This window comes from Streptomyces sp. M41 (assembly GCF_043673425.1).
GTDB lineage: Bacteria > Actinomycetota > Actinomycetes > Streptomycetales > Streptomycetaceae > Streptomyces.
This window is the reverse complement of sequence record NZ_JBIMKE010000007.1, coordinates 97,777-118,569: the sequence shown is the minus strand read 5'-3', so window position 1 is coordinate 118,569 and position 20,793 is coordinate 97,777. Positions and strand designations below refer to the sequence as shown.

Sequence of the window (20,793 nt, the reverse complement as noted above, 5' to 3'; positions counted from 1 at the left end):
CCCGAGGCACCCGAGGCACCAAGGCACCGGGGAAGCCCGCGAAGCCCGGACGCGAAAGCGGCCCGCCCACCGCCACGCGCGCGACGGCGCGGGGGCGGCGGACGGGCCGGATCGAGCGGATCGGATCAGAGCGCCGGTGCCGGGAAGGTCGGGTACTCCACCCCGGAGACGTGCTGGACGACCCGGATGACCTGGCAGGAGTAGCCGAACTCGTTGTCATACCAGAGGTAGAGGATCGCGTTGTCCCCGTCCACCTTGAGCGCGCCGGCGTCGACGATCGAGGCGTGGCGCGAGCCGATGAAGTCGCTGGAGACCGCGTCGGGCGCCGAGATGAAGTCGATCTGGCGGCGCAGCGGCGAGGTCAGCGACACATCGCGCAGGTAGTCGAGGACTTCCTCACGGGACGTCTCGCGGGCGAGCTGGAGGTTCAGGATCGCTATCGAGACGTCCGGCACGGGGACACGGATCGAGCTGCCGGAGATCTTCGCCTTGAGGTCGGGCAGCGCCTTGGCGACGGCCGAGGCGGCACCGGTCTCGGTGATGACCATGTTCAGCGCCGCGCTGCGGCCACGACGCTCGGACTTGTGATAGTTGTCCAGCAGGTTCTGGTCGTTGGTGAACGAGTGGACGGTCTCCACATGCCCGCGCTGCACACCGAACTCGTCGTCCATGGCCTTCAGCGGCGGGACTATGGCGTTGGTGGTGCAGGAGGCGCAGGACAGGATCTGCTCGTCCGGCTTGATCGTGTCGTGGTTGACGCCGTGCACGATGTTCGGGACGTCGCCCTTGCCCGGAGCGGTCAGGACGACCTTGTCGATGCCCGGCCGCAGGTGCTTGGACAGGCCCTCGCGGTCGCGCCACTTGCCGGTGTTGTCGATGAGGATGGCGTTCTTGATGCCGTACGCCGTGTAGTCGACCTCGCTGGGGTCGTTGGCGTAGATCACCTTGATCGCGTTGCCGTTGGCGTTGATCGTGCTGTTGGCCTCGTCGACCGTGATCGTGCCCTGGAACTGGCCGTGGATGGAGTCACGGCGCAGCAGCGAGGCCCGCTTGACGATGTCCTGGTCACCGCCGCCGCGGACGACGATGGCGCGCAGCCGCAGCCCGTTGCCCGAGCCGGCCTTCTCGATCAGCAGGCGGGCGACGAGACGGCCGATGCGGCCGAAGCCGTAGAGGACGACGTCGCGTCCCTCACTGCCCTCGATCTTGTTCGCGCCGGTGGCACCGGCGACGGCCTCGGCGGTGAAGGCCTCCACGGACAGGCCGCGGTCGTCGCTCTTGTACGTGGCGGCCAGCATGCCGATGTCGATCTGCGACGGGCCGAGGTCGAGCGCGGTGAGGGCCTGGAGGAACGGCAGCGTCTCGGTGACCGAGAGCTCCTCACCGGCGATCTGGCGGGCGAACCGGTGGGTCTTGAGGATGCTGACCACCGACTTGTTCACCAAGGAGCGGCTGTGGAGGAGGACGGTGACGTCCCGCTCCCGGTGCAGCTTCCCGATGAGCGGGATCATCGACTCCGCGATCTCCTCGCGGTTCTTCCAATTGGTGAACGAGTCGTCGTTGACAGTCACGGGCCTATCTTTCGAGCTAGGTGGCGCTCATATGCTAACCGCAGGGTGCGACTATCCTTCAAAGGGGGGTCCGAGCGGCCTGGAAGTGCCCGATTTTGCGGTAATTTGGGCGCTGTCTGAGGTGCAATATGACGGGAGTATTCGCGCCGCTGCCGTCGCGGCGGCCGAGGAAGGGCGAAGGGTGGAGCTGGAGCTACGGCATCTGCGCGTGCTGTGCGCGATCGCCGATGCGGGAAGCGTGGGCCGGGCCGCGGCGGAGCTGGGCTACTCGCAGCCCGCCATGAGCACCCAACTCAGGAGGATCGAGCGGTACTTCGGAGAGTCGCTGTTCGAACGCGGCCCGGCCGGAGTGCGGTTGACGCCCTACGGCTTCGAGGTGGTCGCTCAAGCGCGGGACGTCCTGGCCCGCGCCGCCGCCATCGGCCGCCGCCCCGCCTCCGGCGCCGGACCCGAGCGCCGGACCCTGCGGGTGGCGGCGACCAACTCGCCGATGCTGGCGGGCATGATGTCCGGCGTCCGTACCCGGCTGCCGGACCTCTCGCTCGCCGTGAGCAGTGTGTACGCCTCCTCGCGCATCGTCGAACTGCTGGAGGAGGGCGAGGTGGACGCGGCCATCGCCGCCGACTACCCCGGCCGGGAGCTCGAGCACTCCGACGCGGTCGCCCACCGCGGGATCGTCACCGAGCCGACGTTCGTGGCGCTGCCCTCCCGGCATCCGCTCGCACAGCGATCCCAGGTCGCGCTCTCCGACCTCGCCGAGGAGGCGTGGTTCCTGACGCCGGACGACGGGGCCGGCTGGCCGGGCGTGTTCTACGCGGCTTGCAGCGCGGCCGGGTTCGCCCCCGCGGTCACCCATGAATTCCTCGGCGACCAGCAGCAGTTGCAGGGGATGATCGCCGACGGGCTGGGCGTGGCCGTGGTGCAGCCCACCATGCGGCCCGTCCCGCACGTGGTCGTCAAGCCGCTGGCCGGGTCGCCGCTGTGGTGTCGATACGTGCTGGCCTGGCGGCGTACGGCCGTTCCCGAGGACGTGGCCGACGCCATGTTCCAGTCCGCGGCCGACGCCCACCGCCAACTCGTCGCGCAGTCCCCGCACTTGAGGACCTGGGCCGCGCGGACCTGGAGCGTACCCGGGGCGTAGCGCAGCCGCGCCCCGAACCGGACCTTCCCGTCAGTGCCCGCGCGGACGCGTCTGTCGGCGCCCGCGCGGACGTCCCTGTCGGTGCCCGCGCGTTATGGCCCGTCGGCGCCATGTGCTATGTCACACGCCATTGTTGGGGTCCGATGGCGCTGAGACAGTGCCTCACACGCCTCAGCACCCCACTCCGAGGCGCATCCGTCCGTGGAGGAATCCCGATGCGCTACAGCTTCGTGCTGCCCAGACGCATGGCGTCCGCGCTCGCCGCCAGCGTCACCTTCACCGGCCTGCTGTCGACCCCGGCACTCGCCGCCCGGCCCGACCCGGTCCCCGCTGCGGCCACACCCGCGAGGCCGGCATCACCGCCACCGCCGACCGGCCCGGCCGTCCACTCCGACGCCCGTCCCGCCGTACAGGACCGCCCGGTCAGCCCGTCCCTCCTGCCGCCGCTGACGCCTTCCGCCTCCCCGCGGCCGAGTGTGGCGGCCGGTCCTAAGGCGGCGCCGTGCACGCCGGCCGACTTCGGACGCAGGACCGGCGCCGAGCTCGTCGCGTTCGTCAAGGCATCGACCACCAGCTGCGTCAACACCCTCTTCGCGGTCACCGGCACCGACGCGCGCGCCGTCTTCCGCGAGGCCCAGATGGTCGCCGTCGCGAGGGCGTTCACGAGCAGGGCACGGGCCTATCGCGGCGACAACTCCGGCCGCGTCTGGCAGCTCGTGCTGTTCCTGCGGGCCGGTTACTACGTGCAGTTCAACAACCCGGCCGACGTCGGCCCGTACGGCCCGTCCCTGGCCCAGCACACCGTCCGCGGCCTGGACGCCTTCTTCGCCCGCCCGCACTCCCGGGATGTCAGCGCAGCCAACGGCGATGTGCTGAGCGAGGTCGTCATCCTCACCGACAGCGCCGACCAGCAGGCCCGCTATCTGCGGTTCTACCAGCGGACATTGTGGGACTACGACCATTCCTACGACGCCATCCCCAGCATGCTGGCGTCCGTCAACGCCGTCCACACCCCGCTGTGGCGCGGCAACTGGAACCCGGAGTACATCAGGGCGGTCGCAGCCGATCCGTCCGTCCTGCGTACTCTGCACGCCTTCGCGCGCGACCACCTGGACCTGCTCGGCACCGACCGCGCCTACCTCGCCTCCAACGCCGGGATGACCCTGACCCGGCACGTCGAGCACCCGCCGCTGCGGACCACCGTCCGACCCAAGGCCAGGCACCTGCTGGACCTCACCCGGATCACCGGCCCCACGGCGGGTCTCTGGGTGGCCGTCGCCATCCAGGCCGACGCCTACGACGGCACCGACTGCGCCTACTACGGCGTCTGCGACCTCACCGGCCGACTGACGCGCGCCGCCCTGCCGATCACCCACGACTGCGACGCCACGCTCACCTTCCGGGCCCAGTCGCTCACCTCCGCCGACCTCGCCGGGGCATGCGCCGACGTACGGGGCCAGGACGCGTACGTCCACGACCTGGTCAAGGACGACGGGCCCATCCCGGGGCAGTATCTGTCGACCCTCGACCTGTTCGTCTTCGCCAGCCGCGAGGACTACCGGACCTACGCCGGAGCGATCTTCGGCATCAGCACGGACAACGGCGGCATGACCTTGATCGGCGACCCGGCAGATCCCGGCAACGAGCCGTTCGCGGTCATGTACCAGAAGAGCCAGGACGACCAGCACGCCGCCAGGATCTGGAACCTCAACCACGAGTACACGCACTACCTCGACGCCCGGTTCGACATGAAGGGCGACTTCGCCCAGCAGACCTCGGTGCCGGACGTCTGGTGGATCGAGGGACTCGCCGAGTACGTCTCCTACGGCTACCGCGGCCTCACCTACGACCAGGCGGTGGCCGAGGCGGGCAGACACACCTACCGGCTGAGCACCCTGTTCCAGAACACGTACACCAACAGCGACGTGGCCCGCACATACCCGTGGGGCTATCTCGCGGTCCGGTACATGTTCGAGAAGCACCCGGCCGACATCCAGCGCATGCTCGCCCGCTTCCGGGTCGGCGACTACGCGGGCGGTCACGCCGTCTACGCGACCGACATCGGCACCCGTTACGACGCCGACTTCGACGCGTGGCTGACGGCCTGCGCCGCCGGCGCCTGCGCGGAGACCGAGCAGCGCTGAGAGCAGGCTGCGCTGAGAGCAGGCTGCGCTGAGACCAGGCAGCCCTGAGATCGGGCAGTGCTGAGACGCTACCCCGTGGCCGCGCGGGTGAGCCGCGCGGCCACGGGGGGCGGGGGCCTCAGCAGACGGGACGCCGGGCCCGGTCCGGGTCGAGGGCGTTCAGGACGAGGCGCTGGGCCAGGTCGTTGTAGCTGATGTCGACATGGTCGGTGAACTCAGCCGGGCACAGGTCCTGGAGCTTGATGTTGGTGACGTTCGAGGCCCGGTCGAGGTAGGCCGAGGTGTACGGGGTGACGACCTCGTCGTACCGGGTGGTGATCACGGTGTAGTCGATGCCGGGGTCGGTCTCCCCGCCCGCGTTGAGGTCCCGCAGGAAGTCCGAGCCGATGAGCTGCTGGCTGCACGCCTCGCAGCCCGTCCCGAGCAGTGCGTCGCCCCCGGGCACGGCCAGGGCGAGGAGGCCCAGACCCGAGAACGTCGTGCCGTGGTTGGACGGGGTGAGGGCGACGAGCTTGTCGACCTCGCTCGCGCCCCCGAGGTTCTTGATGTAGTAGCGCGGCATCATGCCGCCCTGCGAATGCCCGACCAGGTCGACCTTCGCCGCCCCCGTGGCGCTCCGCACCCGGTCGACGAAGTCCGCCAGCTGCCGGGCCGAGGCCACCATGTCCTCGGTGCCGAGCAGGGCACCGGAACTGCCGCCGTGATTGAGGGCGAAGACGCAGTAGCCAGCCTGCTTGAGCCGTGGAGCCAGTTCCGCCCAGTTGTCGTAGCGGTTCTCCATGGTGCCGTGCACCAGGACGACGGGACGCGGATGAGCGGCGCCGGGACGGCAGGTGAAGTCGTTGGCGCCCGATGGGACGGCCGTGGGATGGGCGAGGGAGTAGGCGAACGCCGAGCCGAAGTCGTCCTGGGGAGGGCCGACCGGGTCGGTCGCCGCCGCGACCGGCGCGGCATCGTTCCTGCCGGAGGTCGCCTGGGACCGGTCCACGCCGGCCACGCCGATACAGACGGTGGCGGTGAGCCCGGCGAGCGACGAGGCCAGAAGGCGCCGGCGGGTGGGCCGGAGTCTGCGAGCGCGCATGAGGGGTGCTCCTCTGCCTGGATGTCGTGGGGTGCGGCAGCGGATCCGTGTGACCTGGTCACAAGGTGTCGATCACCACAGGGTGATTCCTCGGCACAGGGGAGAGACACGGAAGCTACTGGCGCGTAACGTCGGATCCACACTCGCGTCGCCCGCGGGCGAGCGACCAGGACGGCCGCGGGAGAGACGGGAAAGGTGTCAGGGGCGTGACACCTTTCCCGCGCTGCGCCTCACCAGGGGCAGCTTCCGTGTGCACCACTGCCTGCCACCCACCGCGAGCCGACCCCGCCCTGCCCCCGGCCGCCCCCAGCCCGAGACGGAGCCACCGCGATGACGTCACAGGACGAGACGTTCACGCGTCAGCCCTGGCACGAGCTGCCCCCGGCGCTGGCCGCGCTGATCCGCTCGCGGACCGAGAGCATCGTCAAGGAGATGACCCGGGCCATCCGCGACGAGGTGTCCGCCTACCGCCGTGCCCATGACTCCGCCGCGGGCCGCGACCTGACCGAGTCGATCCGTCGGGCCGTGCACCAGTTCGCCGAACTGATCGAGCACCCCGACAGTGCACAGGACCACCACATCGCCCACTTCCGGAATCTGGGCCGGGTCGAGTTCCTCAACGGCCGTACGACGGACGGCATCCAGGCCGCCTTCCGGGTCGGCGCCCGGGTGGGCAGCCGGCGCTACGCCGAGATCGTGCACGAGGCCTCGCTGCCGCCCGAGGTCGTCCTCACGCTGCACGACGCCGTGCTGATCCACATCAACGTCCTGTCCAACGAGGCGGTGAAAGGCTTCCTCGCGGCGCAGCTGCGCTCGGAGGGCGAGGTGAAGCGAGCCCGCCGGGCTCTGGTGGAGCGGCTGTTGGACCAGCCGAGAGGCCATGAAGGCGCCCCGCTGGGGCCGTTGGCCGAGCGTGCCCACTGGGCGCTGCCGCAGACCGTGGCATGCGTGGTGGTGCGCTCCACGGGGCGTCTTCCCGTGCCCGGCGCGGACACCCACCTGCTCTCCGTCAACCGGGGCGGCGACCTCGTCCTGATCGTGCCCGAGCCCTTGACCGGCGGGCTTATCGACCGGGTTCGGGCCGCCACCCGCGGCCGTGTCGCTGTCGTGGGCCCCGCCGTACCCCCGCCCGAGACATGGCTGTCCCTCCAGTGCGCACGGCTCGCCCTCGACCGGCGCGCGCAGCTGCCGGCGGAAGCGGACGAAGGAGCCTTCCTGCACGTCGACGACGAACTGGCCGAGCTGCATCTGCTCCGAGGCGCCCCCATCGGGCGGCTGCTCGGCCGTCGGGTACTGGCTGTCTTCGCCGACCTGCCCACGGGACGGGCGGCCCGGCTCGCCGAGACCCTGGACGCCCTGCTGATGTCCTGGGGCCGGACGGCTCCCGAGGTCGCCCAGGCACTCGGCATCCATCCGCAGACGGCCCGCAAACGACTGCGTCAACTGGAAACCCTGTTCGGCGACCGCCTCGACGACCCACGCTTCCGCTTCGAGGCCCTACTGGCCCTGCGCACCCATGCCTTGCGGCCCGACACCGGCTGACCTGCATGGGGTTCGGCGTCGGTGATCCCGGGTCCCAGCAGGCGTTGCACCTGCCGGACCTGTACGGTCCGCTGGTGCGTGTGAAGACGGCGACCGAACTGCCGGAGGAGACGACGTGAGCCACCCGCACCGTCTGGCTCTCCTGGGTGGGGGTTTCTCCACCGACGAGGACGGGCTGCTGGACGACTGGGTGCTGGGACACGCGCGGACTCCCCAGCCCAAGGTGTGCTTCCTGCCCACTGCCAGCGGTGACGCGCCCGGCTACATCGAGAAGTTCCTGACCGCGCTCGGCGCGAGCGGTCCGACCGCGAGGCCAGCGCGGGCGCCAACTGCTGGGCCGAGGGCTCGCACACCGACTCCTTCGGCCCGCTGACCTTCCTGCCGGACGGCCTCGGCCTGCTGCCGGGCTCGGTGTGCCCGCACTACGACAGCGAACCCGGACGCCGCCGTTCCTACCGCTCGGCCGTGGCGGCCGGTGACCTGCCCGACGGCTGGGCCCTCGACGACGGCGCCGGCGCCCTCTTCACGGACGGCCGGCTCACGGAGACGGTGTCTCGGACACCGGGTGCGTCCGTGTACCGGGTGGTGCGGGACGGGGCCGGGGGAGCGGAGGAGCGGGCGCTGCCGTGCCGGTTCCTGTCCCATCGCGGCGCCACCGAAGCCGGGGGCGACGGTGACGCGGACGGCGATACCGACGGGCGGCGCTGATCGGTACGGCTTCCGGGTCCGGCGCACGGGAGGAGTCGTCGCCTCGGGCTACGCGGAACGGCGGGGTGTTCGCGAGGTGGGGTGGCCGAGGTGGGCGGTGAACCAGTCGCGGGCCAGTTCGGCGACGGTGGTGAGGGTGCCGGGTTCCTCGAAGAGATGGGTGGCGCCGGGGACTACGGCGATCCGGTGCTCGCAGTGCATCCGGTCGCCCGCGAGGCGGTTGAGGCTGAGGACCTGGGTGTCGCGGCTGCCGACGATCAGCAGGGTCGGTGCGCGCAGCCGGGTCAGCGCCGCCGGCGTCGCCAGGTCGGGGCGGCCACCGCGGGAGACGATGGAGCGGATCTCCGAATCGGAGATCGCGGCGGCCTCCAGCGCGGCGGCGGCTCCGGTACTCGCCCCGAAGTAGGCCACGGGCAGCCCGGTTTCCCGGCGCAGCCACATCGACGCGCCATGCAGGCGCCGGGCGAGCAGCAGGATGTCGAAGACGTTGTGCCGGTCGTGTGCCTCGTCGTCGGTGAGGAGGTCCAGCAGCAGGGTGGCCAGGCCCGCGCGGTTGAGGGCGGTGGCGACGTACCGGTTGCGCGGGCTATGCCTGCCACTGCCGCTGCCGTGCGCGAACGCCACCACCTCCGGCGCACCGTCCGGCACGACCAGCCGGGCGCCGACCCGCGCGCCCGCGGCCGGGATCAGCACCTCGTCGTCCGACGACGACCCGGCGGGGGAGGGGGACGGCGACGGCCCGCCCTGCGCGAGCAGGGCTGTGACCTCGGCGTCCTCGACCTGGGTGAAGTCCCGGTACCAGGCGCCCACCGAACCGAGGCTCCAGTGCGGCTGCGGACAGACGACGTCGTCGGCCACCTGCCGCAGCCGTGCCACGCTGTGGGCCGCCCCGACGGGCACGGCCAGCACGATCCGCGCCGCGCCCCGGCCGCGTACCACCCGGCAGGCCGCCTCGGCCGTGGCGCCGGTGGCGAGCCCGTCGTCCACCACCACGGCCGTACGTCCCGCGAGCGGCACCGCGTCCCGCTCCTGCCGGTAGCTGCGCACACGCCGTTCCAGTTCGGCCCGCTCGGCCGCCTCCACGGCCTCCTGCCCGGTCGGATCCAGGCCGGCCTCGTCGATCACGTCCGGGTTGAGGACCCGGATCCCGTGCTCCCCGATCGCCCCGAAGCCCCACTCCGGCTGCCGGGGGACGCCCAGCTTGCGGACCACCAGCACATCCAGCGGGGCACCGAGCCGCCGGGCCACTTCCGCCGCCACCGGCATCCCGCCCCGCGGCAGGCCCAGCACCACCACGTCCCGGCCGCGCAGCTCCTCGAGCCGCTCGGCCAGCAGCCGCCCGGCCATCCTGCGGTCGTCGTAACGCATACCCGCCTCCCGCGCCCATGAGGACGGGAGCCTGTCCCTTCTCTTCAGGCTACGACTGATCGCACGTCACACTCCGTTGATCTCTCATCCCCGATCCCCTGGACGGCAATAGGAATGCCTCACTCCGGATGGGGTACGTGAGCAGGACCGCCTCGGGGACGATCACGTCCCGGGCGGGTCGGACGAACGCCGCTACCAGGGGATCTGCCATGGAGACACCCGCGAACGACAACACCGCCACACCGGCGCGGCAGGCGCTGGACGCGCTGGCCGGTAACACCGAGGACAGGGCGGCGATGGACACGCTCGCGAGCAGCGACGTCCTCGTCCCCGTCCCCGACGACGCCAACGAGGACGACGCCATGGACCCCGGAGCCGTGGCGCTCCCGGTCATCGAGCGGCCGGGCGGGGAGCCGGTGGTGCCGGTGTTCACCTCCGAGCCCGCGATGGCCGAGCTGCTGCCGTACGTCTCCCGGTACCGACTGGTGCCGCTGGGCGCACTCGCCTCGCAGTGGCCCGCGGACGAGCTGGCCCTGACGATAGACGCCGGGTCCACCCACCCTCTGACGCTGACCTCGGAGGGCGTACGGACGCTGCTGGCCCGGCCGTAGCGCCGCGGAGCGAGCGAAGGCGAAGAGCGGGGGAGGAGCGAGGGAAAGAGCGAGGGGATGGGGATGAGCGGCGGCACCGCAGCTGCGGCCCCATCCCCATCCCCGTGCCCGCATCAGCCGCCCAGCATCCGTCCCAGTACCTCCCGTTGCAGCGGCAGAACCTCCGTGTGCAGATCACGGCCCTTGCGGGTCAGGGTGACGTACACACCGCGCCGGTCCTCCGCGCAGACCGAGCGCTCCACCAGGCCGTCCTTCTCCAGCCTGCCGATCAGCCGGGACAGCGCGCTCTGACTGAGGTGGACGCGTCCGACCAGGTTCTGCACCCGGCACTGCTCGCCCTGCCGGGGCGCGGCGGACGCCAGGATGTCGAGGACCTCGAAGTCGCTCGCGCCCAGGCCGTGCGGGTGCAGGACGCGGTCGATCTCGCACATCGTGCGCGCGTGCACCGACAGGATGTCCCGCCACCGTTCCTCGAGCCCTGTGTCGGCCGTCTTCACTGCCATATGGGCACGGTAGCACCGATCCCGCCATTCGTTGACTGTGCAACTACTGCATGCGCATCAGTACGCGGCGCCCACGATCCACCTCCGCGGGTCCGGTATCGGACAAGCCGTGTGAAGTGCGTACGCCCAAGCCTGGACTGCGGGACAGTGGGAACACCCGGCACGAGGAGGCCGGATCGGAAGGGGGCGACATGCTGAGGGCTCCCGTCGGTGAGCGACGGCTGGACATCCTGGAGTGGCTGAAGGACCCGGTCGCGCACTTCCCGGCGCAGCGCCATGCCGACCTGACCGACGACGGAGTCAGCGCACACGCCGTGGCCGCGAAGCTCGGCGTACCGCGCAAGGCCGCCGAGACCCACCTCTCCCTGCTCGTGGCCCTCGGCCTGTTGCGCACCAAGCGGATCCGGCGACGCCTGTACTACCGCCGTGACGAGGTCCGTGTCGCCGAAGTCGCCCGTATGTTCGAGAAGGGCTGGTAGCAACAGCGCATGGACCGACCCACCGCTCTCACACCCCTCCGTTACGTCGACGTCGGCGGCCGGGGCCCGGAGGATGTCGTCGCCGACGCACACGGCCGGGTCCTGACCGGCGTCGAGGACGGCCGGATCCTGCGCGTCGACGGACTCGCGGAGCCGAAGGCCGAGGCCCGCGTCGAGACGCTCGCCGAGACCGGCGGCCGGCCCCTCGGCCTCGAACTGCTCCCGGAAAACGTCCTGTTGGTGTGCGACGCCGAACGCGGACTGCTCCGCGTCGACCTCACCGACGGAACCGTGCGCGTCCTGGCCGACTCGGTGGCTGGGGAGCGGCTGCGGTTCTGCAGCAATGTCGTGGCCCTGTCCGACGGCAGCGTCTGTTTCACCGTCAGCAGTCGTCGCCACCCTCTGGAGCACTGGATCGGAGATCTCGTCGAACACACGGCGACGGGCCGGCTCCTGCGCCTCGCGCCGGGCAACGACACCCCCGAAGTCCTCCTGGAAGGGCTCCAGTTCGCCAACGGCCTCACCGCGAGCGCCGACGGCTCCTTCCTCGTCGTCGCCGAGACAAGCGCGTACCGCCTCACTCGTTACTGGCTCACCGGGCCGCGGGCCGGCCGGAGCGAGCCCTTCGTCGAGAACCTGCCGGGCATGCCGGACAACATCTGGCGCGGCACACCGGACGGCCCGATCCGGGTGGCCCTGGCCGGCCCGCGCGTCCCCCCACTGGACCTGCTGCACCGTGCCACCCCCGCCGTACGTTGTGCCGCCGCACGCGTCGCCGTCCACGCCCCCTTCCGCCCCACCGGCACGATCGGCGTGCTCGCCGTCGACGACACCGGCCGGGTCCTGCAGCACCTGACCCGCCGCCACTCCCGCTTCCGCATGGTCACCAGCGTCTGCGAGACCGGCGGCCGGCTGATCCTCGGGAGCCTGTGGGAGCGGGGCCTGGCGGTCTGCGAGGCGCCCGTCCCGAAGTGACCCGCCCGTCCCGAAGTCACCTTCCGAAGACGCCGGGGTTAGGCTTCTCACCGGCCGCGATCGTCCTCGCGGCGCGGCGGTGGGGCCCGCCGTACCCGAACCGCGGTGCACACACCGCCAACGGTCCCTACTTGCGATCCGCGCCCGCGTGCCCGGGCCTGGCGAGTAGGAGAGGTACGACCATGACAGGCCCTGAGGCCGAGAGCCCACGCGCCCCCGCCGTCACACCCCGGCGCCCCGACCGGCGGGGCCAGGCGCCGGTGGTCGCGGTGGTCGCGCTCGGCGGTGCCATCGGCGCGAGCGCCCGTTACGCTGCGACCCTCTGGTGGCCGGCCCAGCCGGGCGGCTTCCCCTGGGCCACCTTCTGGGTCAATGTCCTCGGCTGCGCCCTGATCGGGGTGTTCATGGTGGTCATCACCGAGGCGTGGGCCGCCCACCGCCTCGTCCGCCCCTTCTTCGGAACCGGCGTCCTCGGTGGCTTCACCACCTTCTCGACGTACGCCGTCGACATCCAGCAGCTCGTGGACGGCGGTCACCCCGGCACCGCACTGGCCTACCTCGCCGCCACGCTCGTCGCGGCGCTGACGGCGGTCTGGCTGGCGAGCGCCGCCACCCGCCGCGTCCTGGGACGGAGGCAGCCATGACCAGGCCGACCGGCCCCGACACGAAGGGTGACAGCTCGACGTGAACTGGCTCCTGGTGATCGCGGGCGCCATGATCGGCGCGCCCTTGCGCCACCTCACCGACCGCGCGGTGCGGTCCCGCCATGACTCGGTGTTCCCCTGGGGCACCTTTGTGGCCAACGTCGGCGGCAGCCTGATCCTCGGCCTGCTCACCGGCGCGGTGGCCGCGGGGGTGGCGGGCAGCCACCTTCAGCTGCTGCTCGGCGCCGGACTGTGCGGGGCCCTGACCACGTACTCGACGTTCTCCCACGAGACCCTGCGGCTGGCCGAGGCAGGGGCGGGGCGCTACGCCCTCGCCAACGCCGTGGGCAGCGTGATCACCGGCCTCGGCGCGGCGTTCCTGGGCGTGTCGGTGGCTCACGCGGTGTGGTCGTAGCCGAACCGGCGGCGTGCTCGTGGCCGAACCGGACCGTGCTGGTAGCCGAACCGGCGGCGTGCTCGTGGCGGACCGGACCCGTGCCCACAGTCGGACCGGACCCGTGTCCACAGCCGGACCAGCCATGTCACCGAGATCGAGCCCGGCCCCGTCGCCGGGATCGAGCCCGACCCCCTCGTCGGATCGAGCCCGGCCCCCTCACCGGACCGAGTCCGCCGCGTCACCGGACCGAGCCCGGCGCGAGGCCACCCCGGGGCCGTCCCGCGAGCGCCCAGCAAGGCACCGGCGTCACGCGCGGTGAATCTCCCCCCTTGGTTCCCTTGACACCACCCAGGGCTCGCCCGGAGTATCTCTCCCGTGAACCTGTCAGACAGCCGGACAGCCGGACAGCCCCCGCGTCGCATCAGCGCCATGGAGGCCGTACTGGCGCATCTGCGTGGCGCCATCGAGCGCGGTGAATACGCCGTGGGCGACAAGCTCCCCTCCGAGGCGGAGCTGTGCCGCACCCTCGAGATCAGCCGCCCGGTCCTGCGCGAGGCCCTCAGGGCCCTGCAGACCATGGGGCTGACCGTCTCCAAGACCGGCAAGGGCACCTTCGTCGTCGCCAACGCCGTCGAGGACCCCACCTTCGGCGACTACGCGGCCAGCGACCTGCTGGAAGTGCGCCGCCATGTCGAGATCCCGGTCGCCGGGTACGCGGCGCTGCGCCGCACCCCGGAGAACCTCGACCACCTGGCCCATCTGCTCGACCGCATGGAGCGGGAGACGGACACCACCGCTTGGGTGGCGATGGACACCCTCTTCCATCTCGCCGTGGCGGAGGCCGCCCAGAACCCGGTCTTCCGCCGGGTCATCGAGGAGATCCGCGACGCACTGGCGCGTCAGTCGGCCTTCCTCAACGAGCTGGGTGGCCGCCGCGAGCAGTCCAACCGCGAGCACCGGGCCATCGTCGAGGCACTGATCGACGGTTCCGAACTCGACGCGACCGACGCCATGGCCCACCACCTGGACCGCGTCGAGACCACCCTCACCGACATCGTGCGCCCCGCGCGCACGGACAGCACCACGGAAGGCGGACCCGAGGCGTGAGCGAACAGCACCTCAAGGAAGAGACGCGCCCCTCGGCCGGTCACGTCGACGCCGGAGACGTCGGCTACAGCAAGTCGCTGAAGTCCCGGCACGTCAACATGATCGCCATCGGCGGAGCCATCGGCACCGGCCTGTTCCTCGGTGCCGGCGGCCGACTCGCCGACGCCGGCCCGTCCCTGTTCATCGCCTACGCGGTCTGCGGGGTCTTCGCCTTCCTGGTCGTGCGCGCCCTCGGCGAACTCGTCCTGTACCGGCCCTCCTCGGGCGCCTTCGTGTCGTACGCCCGGGAGTTCCTCGGTGAGAAGGGCGCCTATGTCGCCGGGTGGATGTACTTCCTGAACTGGGCGACCACCGGGATAGCCGACATCACCGCCGTCGCCCTCTACACGCACTACTGGGGCATGTTCTCCGACATACCGCAGTGGGTGATCGCCCTCATCGCGCTCGCGGTCGTCCTGATGGTGAACCTCATCTCGGTGAAGATGTTCGGCGAGCTGGAGTTCTGGTTCGCCATCATCAAGGTGGGCGCGCTCGTGGCGTTCATGCTGATCGGCATCTTCCTGCTGGCCACCCAGCACCCGATCGACGGCCACCACCCCGGCCCGGCCCTGATCACCGACAACGGCGGTGTCTTTCCCAACGGCCTGCTGCCGATGCTGCTGATCATCCAGGGCGTCGTCTTCGCCTACGCCTCCGTCGAACTGGTCGGCGTCGCCGCTGGGGAGACCGAGAACCCCGAGAAGATCATGCCCAAGGCGATCAACTCGATCATGTGGCGTGTCGGCCTCTTCTACGTCGGCTCGGTCGTCCTGCTCTCGATGCTGCTGCCCTGGAACAAGTACACGGCCGGCCAGAGCCCCTTCGTGACCGTGCTGTCCAACATCGGCATCCCGGCGGCGGGCGGCGTGATGAACCTCGTCGTCCTCACCGCGGCCATGTCCTCGCTCAACTCCGGCCTCTACTCCACCGGCCGCATCCTGCGCTCCATGGCGATGTCCGGCTCCGCCCCCAAGTTCACCTCGGTGATGAGCCGCAGCCAGGTCCCGTACGGCGGCATCCTGCTGACCAGCGGCGTCTGCGTCCTCGGCGTCGGCCTCAACTTCGTCGTCCCCGCCGAGGCGTTCGAGATCGTGCTGAACTTCGCGGCGATCGGCATCCTCGCCACCTGGGGCATGATCATGATCTGTCACCTGCTCTTCTGGCAGAAGACCCAGAAGGGCGACCTCACCCGCCCCGGCTACCGACTGCCGGGATCCCCCTGGACCGAACTCGTGACGCTGGCCTTCCTCGCCTCCGTCCTGGTCCTCATGTACGCCGACGGCGGCGCCGGCCGCACCACCGTGCAGTGCCTGCCGCTGATCGCCGGGGCGCTGGTCGCCGGATGGTTCGCCGTCCGCGGCCGGGTCGCCCGCGCGTCCCACGAGACCGAATCCACCGCCGCCGACGCGTGATCCGCAAGGCGCACCCCAGAAGCAGGAAATGATGTTCAGCAGTTCCCCCGCGGACGCACCCCTTGTCCGCGAACCCCTCCACGCCCCCGTCGCCCACCTCATACGCGGCGGAATGATCGAAGGCATCCACTACGGCTCCGTCGTCGTCCTCGGCGCCGACGGCGACGTACGGTTCCAGCTCGGTGACATCGAGGCCGCCTTCTACCCGCGCTCGGCGCTCAAGCCCGTACAGGCCGTCGCCATGGCGCGGGCCGGGCTGCCGCTCGACGGCGAGCTGCTCTCGCTCGCCGCGGCCAGCCACTCCGGCGAGGAACGCCACCTCGCCGGCACCCGGCGCATCCTCGAACTCGCCGGGCTCACCGAGGACGATCTGCGCAACGTCCCCGACATGCCGTTCGACCCGGTCGTGCGGGACGCCTGGGTGCGGGAGGGCCGACTGCCCTCCCGGCTCGCCCAGAACTGCTCCGGCAAGCACGCGGCCATGCTGTACACCTGCCGGCTCAACGGCTGGCCCCTGGAGGACTACCTCGAACCCGGGCACCCCCTTCAGCAGGCGATCGCCGAGATCGTCGAGGACCTCACCGGTCAGCGGATCGCGCGGGTGACCGTCGACGGGTGCGGGGCGCCGCTGTTCTCCGTCTCGCTGCACGGTCTGGCCCGCGCGGCTGCCCGCATCACCACGGCGGCGCCGGGTACGCCCGAGGCCCGGGTCGCCGACGCCATGCGTGAGCACGCCGAGATGGCCTCCGGCTCCGGGCGGGATGTGGCGGCGTTGATGCGGGCCGTGCCGGGGCTGCTCGTGAAGGACGGTTTCGAGGGCGTCCAGGTCGCCGCGCTGCCGGATGGCCGGGCCGTCGCCGTGAAGATCGCCGACGGGGCGAACCGGGCGCGGGTGCCGGTTGCCGCGGCGGCGCTCGCCTTCGCCGGGGTCGCCCCTGAGCTGCTCACCGAGTTCCAGGGCGAGGCGCTCCTCGGGGGCGGTCAGGCGGTCGGGTGCGTGCGGCCCGTTCGCTCGCTGGAGCCGGTCGTCGTTTCGGCCTGCGCCTAAGGATCTGCCGGATCCCTGGTGCGGCGGCTGCGGGTTGTTCGTGGCTTGTCGCGCCCGCGCGGCGGTAGCCGCACATCCACCACGCCCCGCGCCCCTGATGGGGCGCTCGGCCTCATCAGCATGGAAAGAGAACCCGTTCCCTCATGACCGTCGTCACCCGTAGCGAACACGATCTGCTCGGCGACCGTGACATTCCCGCCGACGCCTACTGGGGTGTCCACACCCTGCGCGCGACCGAGAACTTCCCCATCACCGGGACACCGATCTCCGCGTACCCGCACCTGATCGACGCCCTCGCCGCCGTCAAGGAGGCCGCCGCCCGGGCCAACGAGGAGCTCGGGCTGCTGGAGCCGCAGAAGGCCGCCGCGATCGTCGCCGCCTGCCGGGAGATCAGGTCCGGCAAGCTGCACGACCAGTTCGTCGTCGACGTCATCCAGGGCGGCGCCGGCACCTCGACCAACATGAACGCCAACGAGGTCGTCGCCAACCGGGCGTTGGAGCTGCTGGGCCACGAGAAGGGGCAGTACCGGCATCTGCACCCCAACGAGGACGTCAACCTCGGGCAGTCGACCAACGACGTCTACCCGACCGCCGTCAAGATCGCGACGGTGTTCGCGGTCCGCGGGCTGCTCAAGGCGATGTCGGTGCTCCAGGACGCCTTCGCCCGCAAGGCGGTCGAGTTCCAGGACGTGCTCAAGATGGGCCGTACCCAGTTGCAGGACGCCGTGCCGATGACGCTCGGCCAGGAGTTCTCGGCGTACGCCGTCATGATCGACGAGGACCGGTCCCGTCTCGCCGAGGCCGTCGAGCTGATCCATGAGATCAACCTGGGCGCCACGGCCATCGGCACCGGGCTCAACGCCCCTGCCGGATACGCCGAGTCCGCGCGCCGCCACCTCGCCGAGATCACCGGACTGCCGCTGGTCACCGCCGCCAACCTGGTCGAAGCCACCCAGGACTGCGGCGCGTTCGTCCAGATGTCCGGCGTTCTCAAGCGGATCGCGGTGAAGCTGTCCAAGAGCTGCAACGACCTGCGGCTGCTGTCGTCCGGTCCGCGCGCGGGGCTCGGGGAGATCAACCTGCCGCCGGTGCAGGCCGGTTCGTCGATCATGCCGGGCAAGGTGAACCCGGTGATCCCGGAGGTCGTCAACCAGGTCGCCTTCGAGGTGATCGGCAACGACGTCGCCATCACCATGGCCGCCGAGGCCGGACAGCTCCAGCTCAACGCCTTCGAGCCGATCATCCTGCACTCCCTCTCGGAGAGCATCACGCATCTGCGGGCGGCCTGCCTCACCCTCGCCGAGCGCTGTGTGGACGGCATCACCGCCAACACCGAGGCCCTGCGCCGGACCGTGGAGAACTCCATCGGCCTGGTCACCGCCCTGAACCCGCACATCGGATACACGGCCGCGACCGACATCGCCAAGGAGGCCCTGGTCAGCGGCCGGGGGGTGGCCGAACTCGTCCTGGAGAAGGGCCTGTTGCCGGCCGAGACCCTGGCCGGTCTGCTGCGCCCCGAGGTGCTGGCGGGTAGCCGGCAGTCCCTGGTCTGACCAGGGGAGACATCAGCTCTGACACGCGAAGGGACCGGCCGGAAGGCACAATGGTGATCATGGCAGCGTCGACGTCGTCACTGACCTTCCAGCCGATCCTGGAGCGGATCGCGGACGAGATCGAGCGGACTCCTGGCCGGGGCCGCCCCGCCGACTACATCCCGGCGCTCGCGGCCCGCGACCCACGCAGCTTCGGCATGGCCGTCGCCGAGCCGGACGGCACGGTGTACGGCGTGGGCGACTGGCGCGAGCCGTTCTCCACCCAGTCCATCACCAAGGTCTTCACCCTCGCGCTCGACCTGGCCCGCGAGGGCGACGAACTCTGGGAGCACGTGGGCCGCGAGCCCTCCGGCAACCCCTTCAACTCCCTGATCCAGCTGGAGTACGAGAACGGCATCCCCCGCAACCCGTTCATCAACGCGGGCGCGCTCGTCGTCACCGACCGCCTCCAGACCCGTACCGGCGACGCCGCGGGCGAACTCCTCGCCTTCCTGCGTGCCGAGAGCGGCAACGCCTCCCTGGACTTCGACCGGGACGTCGCCGCCTCCGAGACCGCTTACGGCGACCGCAACGCCGCCCTCGCCCATTTCATGGCGTCGTACGGCAACATCGACAATCCCGTTCCGGACCTGCTCGACCAGTACTTCCGGCAGTGCTCCATCACGGCCTCCTGCGCCGACCTCGCCCTGGCCACGGGCTTTCTGGCCCGCCACGGCATCCGCGCCGACGGCACCCGGCTGCTCAGCCTCAGCCAGGCCAAGCAGATCAACGCGATCATGCTGACCTGCGGCACCTACGACGCGGCGGGCGACTTCGCCTACCGGGTCGGCCTGCCCGGCAAGAGCGGCGTCGGGGGCGGGATCATCGCCGTCGTACCGGGCCGCTGCACGCTGTGCGTGTGGAGCCCCGGCCTCGACGAGCGCGGCAACTCGGTGGCCGGGGTGGCCGCCCTGGACCGCTTCACGACGCTCACCGGTCTGTCGGTCTTCTGACGGCCGCCCCCGTGGGGCAGTTGCTCTTGCGTGCCCTTCTTGCGCGCCCTTGCGTAATGCGGTTGAGGAAGATGCGGATCTTCGGTGAAGATCCTCCTCATGTTCTCGCGCAAGCACCGCCGACCGAAGACCCCCGAACTCCTCAAGGCCTGGGACGCCCTCGACGAGGGCGACGTCCCCGGTGCGCTGCGCCAGTTGCGGCAGGGCACCGACGACCTGCCCCTGGGCGAGGTCGCCCTCGTGGTCGCCCGGGCCGCCGAAGCGGCCGGCTTCGAGGATCTGCACCAGGCGGCCGGCGCGCTCGCCGCCCGCCCCGGAAAGGCCAGGGCGCTCTACGACTTCGGGTACGCCTGCATCGAGCGCGGCGTGCCCCACCTCGCGATACCCGCCCTGCGCGAGGCCCTGGACCAGGCGCCGGAGTCGGTGCCGGTCCTGCGGGAGCTGGTCTCGGCCTACGAACGCGAGGGCCGCCACCGCGAGGCGACCGACCTTCTCGCCGCACGCGCGAGCGCCCTCACCGACTGGCCGGACCGCTACCTGCTGGTCTTCAACGCCCTCATGTCCGGCGACCTCGGTCTCGCCCGCCGTCAGCACGCCCTGCTGTCCGACCCCGACGACGACATGTGGCTGCCGACCCAGGCCCGCCAGCGCCGCATGCTGGAGCGGGCCACGAGCGCCGAGCCGGTGAGCCCGCTGGACGGCGGCGATCTGCGGGGCTGGCAGTACGTCATCGGCGGCACCGTGCTCGGCTCGCTGTCCCCGTACGGCTTCGACGCGGGCATGGCCGGGCGGTACGCCTGGTTGCAGGACTCCCACGACCAGTGTCTGCGGGGCCTGCTCCGGCTCCAGGCGATCCTCGACGCCGCCGGGGTGCGCCCCACCTCCGTGTCCCTGCTGCCCGACCGGAGCAGCAGGATCCTCGGACTCGCCGCGGCCGAGGTGCTCCAGCTGCCGGCCGAGCCGTTCGTGCCGCACCGGGAGGACACCGTAGTCGTCGCCTACGACCTGAACGAGGTAGCGGTCGGCGACCAGGGCCCGGACGTCATCGGCGGGCTCTTCGAACGGGCTCCGGGGCAGGTCCTGCACGAGCACGCGAGCAACTGGACCGACCCTCCGGTGGTCACCGCCGACAGCGTCGCCCTGCTCCACCAGTCGGCGACGGCACCCTGGGCGGGACAACTGCGCGCCGACGACGACGGGAACGTGGAGCGCGGCGCCCCCGACGACCGGCCGGAGCGGGAGATCGCCGCCGACATCCTGGCGGCCGACGCCACGCCCGACGAGGGCGACGGCCGGAGCCCCGCCGACCCGGTCGAGGCGCTCACCGACTTCGCCGCCGCCGTCCGCGGCTCCTGGCTACGGGGCGACCGGGCCGGCCTCACGTCCTCGGGGCCGGTGGCCAGTTCGCGGTTCCTGTGATGCCCTGACCGGGACGGATCACGCGGCGGTCACACACGGGCCGCCGTCTGGAGCGCCCC

General features: G+C 71.3%; 18 protein-coding genes and 1 pseudogene. 15 read left to right on the top strand and 4 right to left on the bottom strand.

Annotated features, from left to right (window positions below):
- Positions 1-125 precede the first annotated feature (125 nt).
- Entirely contained in the window at positions 126-1,571 is a 1,446-nt protein-coding gene (locus tag ACHBTE_RS12335; protein ID WP_394723736.1) for a glyceraldehyde-3-phosphate dehydrogenase, read from the bottom strand.
- Positions 1,572-1,752: 181 nt separating this feature from the next.
- Here ACHBTE_RS12335 and ACHBTE_RS12330 point away from each other — a divergent pair, with 181 nt between their 5' ends.
- On the top strand, positions 1,753-2,712 hold the full coding sequence (locus ACHBTE_RS12330) for a LysR family transcriptional regulator (RefSeq protein ID WP_394723734.1): 960 nt from the start codon (positions 1,753-1,755) through the stop codon (positions 2,710-2,712).
- Positions 2,713-2,927: 215 nt separating this feature from the next.
- Positions 2,928-4,856 (top strand): collagenase, encoded by a 1,929-nt coding sequence (locus ACHBTE_RS12325; RefSeq protein ID WP_394723733.1) that lies wholly within the window; start codon positions 2,928-2,930, stop codon positions 4,854-4,856.
- Positions 4,857-4,974: 118 nt separating this feature from the next.
- Here the strand turns inward: ACHBTE_RS12325 and ACHBTE_RS12320 are convergent, their stop codons facing one another.
- Entirely contained in the window at positions 4,975-5,937 is a 963-nt protein-coding gene (locus ACHBTE_RS12320; RefSeq protein WP_394723732.1) for an esterase/lipase family protein, read from the bottom strand.
- A 330-nt stretch (positions 5,938-6,267) separates the two neighbouring features.
- Between ACHBTE_RS12320 and ACHBTE_RS12315 the strand changes: the two genes are divergently transcribed.
- The gene (locus ACHBTE_RS12315) at positions 6,268-7,479 is read left to right on the top strand and encodes a PucR family transcriptional regulator (protein WP_394723730.1); all 1,212 of its coding nucleotides are present in this window, start codon (positions 6,268-6,270) and stop codon (positions 7,477-7,479) included.
- 115 nt (positions 7,480-7,594) lie between these two features.
- Positions 7,595-8,187, top strand: a pseudogene (locus tag ACHBTE_RS12310) (Type 1 glutamine amidotransferase-like domain-containing protein).
- A gap of 48 nt (positions 8,188-8,235) precedes the next feature.
- Here ACHBTE_RS12310 and ACHBTE_RS12305 read toward each other — a convergent pair.
- Positions 8,236-9,555: a phosphoribosyltransferase family protein gene (locus ACHBTE_RS12305; RefSeq protein WP_394723729.1), complete on the bottom strand. Its 1,320-nt coding sequence runs from the start codon at positions 9,553-9,555 to the stop codon at positions 8,236-8,238.
- Between the two features lie 209 nt (positions 9,556-9,764).
- Here ACHBTE_RS12305 and ACHBTE_RS12300 point away from each other — a divergent pair, with 209 nt between their 5' ends.
- Complete coding sequence (locus tag ACHBTE_RS12300; RefSeq protein WP_394723727.1) at positions 9,765-10,166, top strand: SseB family protein; 402 nt, start codon at positions 9,765-9,767, stop codon at positions 10,164-10,166.
- Between the two features lie 113 nt (positions 10,167-10,279).
- Here the strand turns inward: ACHBTE_RS12300 and ACHBTE_RS12295 are convergent, their stop codons facing one another.
- On the bottom strand, positions 10,280-10,669 hold the full coding sequence (locus ACHBTE_RS12295; RefSeq protein ID WP_394723725.1) for a MarR family winged helix-turn-helix transcriptional regulator: 390 nt from the start codon (positions 10,667-10,669) through the stop codon (positions 10,280-10,282).
- Positions 10,670-10,860: 191 nt separating this feature from the next.
- Between ACHBTE_RS12295 and ACHBTE_RS12290 the strand changes: the two genes are divergently transcribed.
- The 10 genes from ACHBTE_RS12290 (at position 10,861) to ACHBTE_RS12245 (ending at position 20,734) form a co-directional block, all read left to right on the top strand.
- Complete coding sequence (locus ACHBTE_RS12290; protein WP_394723723.1) at positions 10,861-11,148, top strand: ArsR family transcriptional regulator; 288 nt, start codon at positions 10,861-10,863, stop codon at positions 11,146-11,148.
- A gap of 9 nt (positions 11,149-11,157) precedes the next feature.
- Positions 11,158-12,123 (top strand): SMP-30/gluconolactonase/LRE family protein, encoded by a 966-nt coding sequence (locus ACHBTE_RS12285; RefSeq protein ID WP_394723721.1) that lies wholly within the window; start codon positions 11,158-11,160, stop codon positions 12,121-12,123.
- Positions 12,124-12,305: 182 nt separating this feature from the next.
- Positions 12,306-12,767, top strand: a complete 462-nt coding sequence (gene crcB / locus ACHBTE_RS12280; RefSeq protein WP_394723719.1) for a fluoride efflux transporter CrcB — start codon at positions 12,306-12,308, stop codon at positions 12,765-12,767.
- A gap of 40 nt (positions 12,768-12,807) precedes the next feature.
- Entirely contained in the window at positions 12,808-13,182 is a 375-nt protein-coding gene (locus ACHBTE_RS12275) for a fluoride efflux transporter FluC (protein WP_394723717.1), read from the top strand.
- A 411-nt stretch (positions 13,183-13,593) separates the two neighbouring features.
- Positions 13,594-14,271, top strand: a complete 678-nt coding sequence (locus ACHBTE_RS12270) for a FadR/GntR family transcriptional regulator (RefSeq protein ID WP_394723937.1) — start codon at positions 13,594-13,596, stop codon at positions 14,269-14,271.
- Complete coding sequence (locus ACHBTE_RS12265) at positions 14,268-15,722, top strand: amino acid permease (RefSeq protein ID WP_394723715.1); 1,455 nt, start codon at positions 14,268-14,270, stop codon at positions 15,720-15,722. Before ACHBTE_RS12270 ends, ACHBTE_RS12265 begins: the two co-directional genes overlap by 4 nt.
- Positions 15,723-15,753: 31 nt before the next feature.
- The gene (locus tag ACHBTE_RS12260) at positions 15,754-16,770 is read left to right on the top strand and encodes an asparaginase (RefSeq protein WP_394723936.1); all 1,017 of its coding nucleotides are present in this window, start codon (positions 15,754-15,756) and stop codon (positions 16,768-16,770) included.
- A gap of 143 nt (positions 16,771-16,913) precedes the next feature.
- Entirely contained in the window at positions 16,914-18,323 is a 1,410-nt protein-coding gene (gene aspA / locus ACHBTE_RS12255; RefSeq protein ID WP_394723714.1) for an aspartate ammonia-lyase, read from the top strand.
- Between the two features lie 50 nt (positions 18,324-18,373).
- Positions 18,374-19,315, top strand: a complete 942-nt coding sequence (locus tag ACHBTE_RS12250; protein WP_394723712.1) for a glutaminase — start codon at positions 18,374-18,376, stop codon at positions 19,313-19,315.
- A gap of 99 nt (positions 19,316-19,414) precedes the next feature.
- Positions 19,415-20,734: a tetratricopeptide repeat protein gene (locus ACHBTE_RS12245; RefSeq protein ID WP_394723935.1), complete on the top strand. Its 1,320-nt coding sequence runs from the start codon at positions 19,415-19,417 to the stop codon at positions 20,732-20,734.
- The last annotated feature ends 59 nt before the right edge of the window (positions 20,735-20,793 follow it).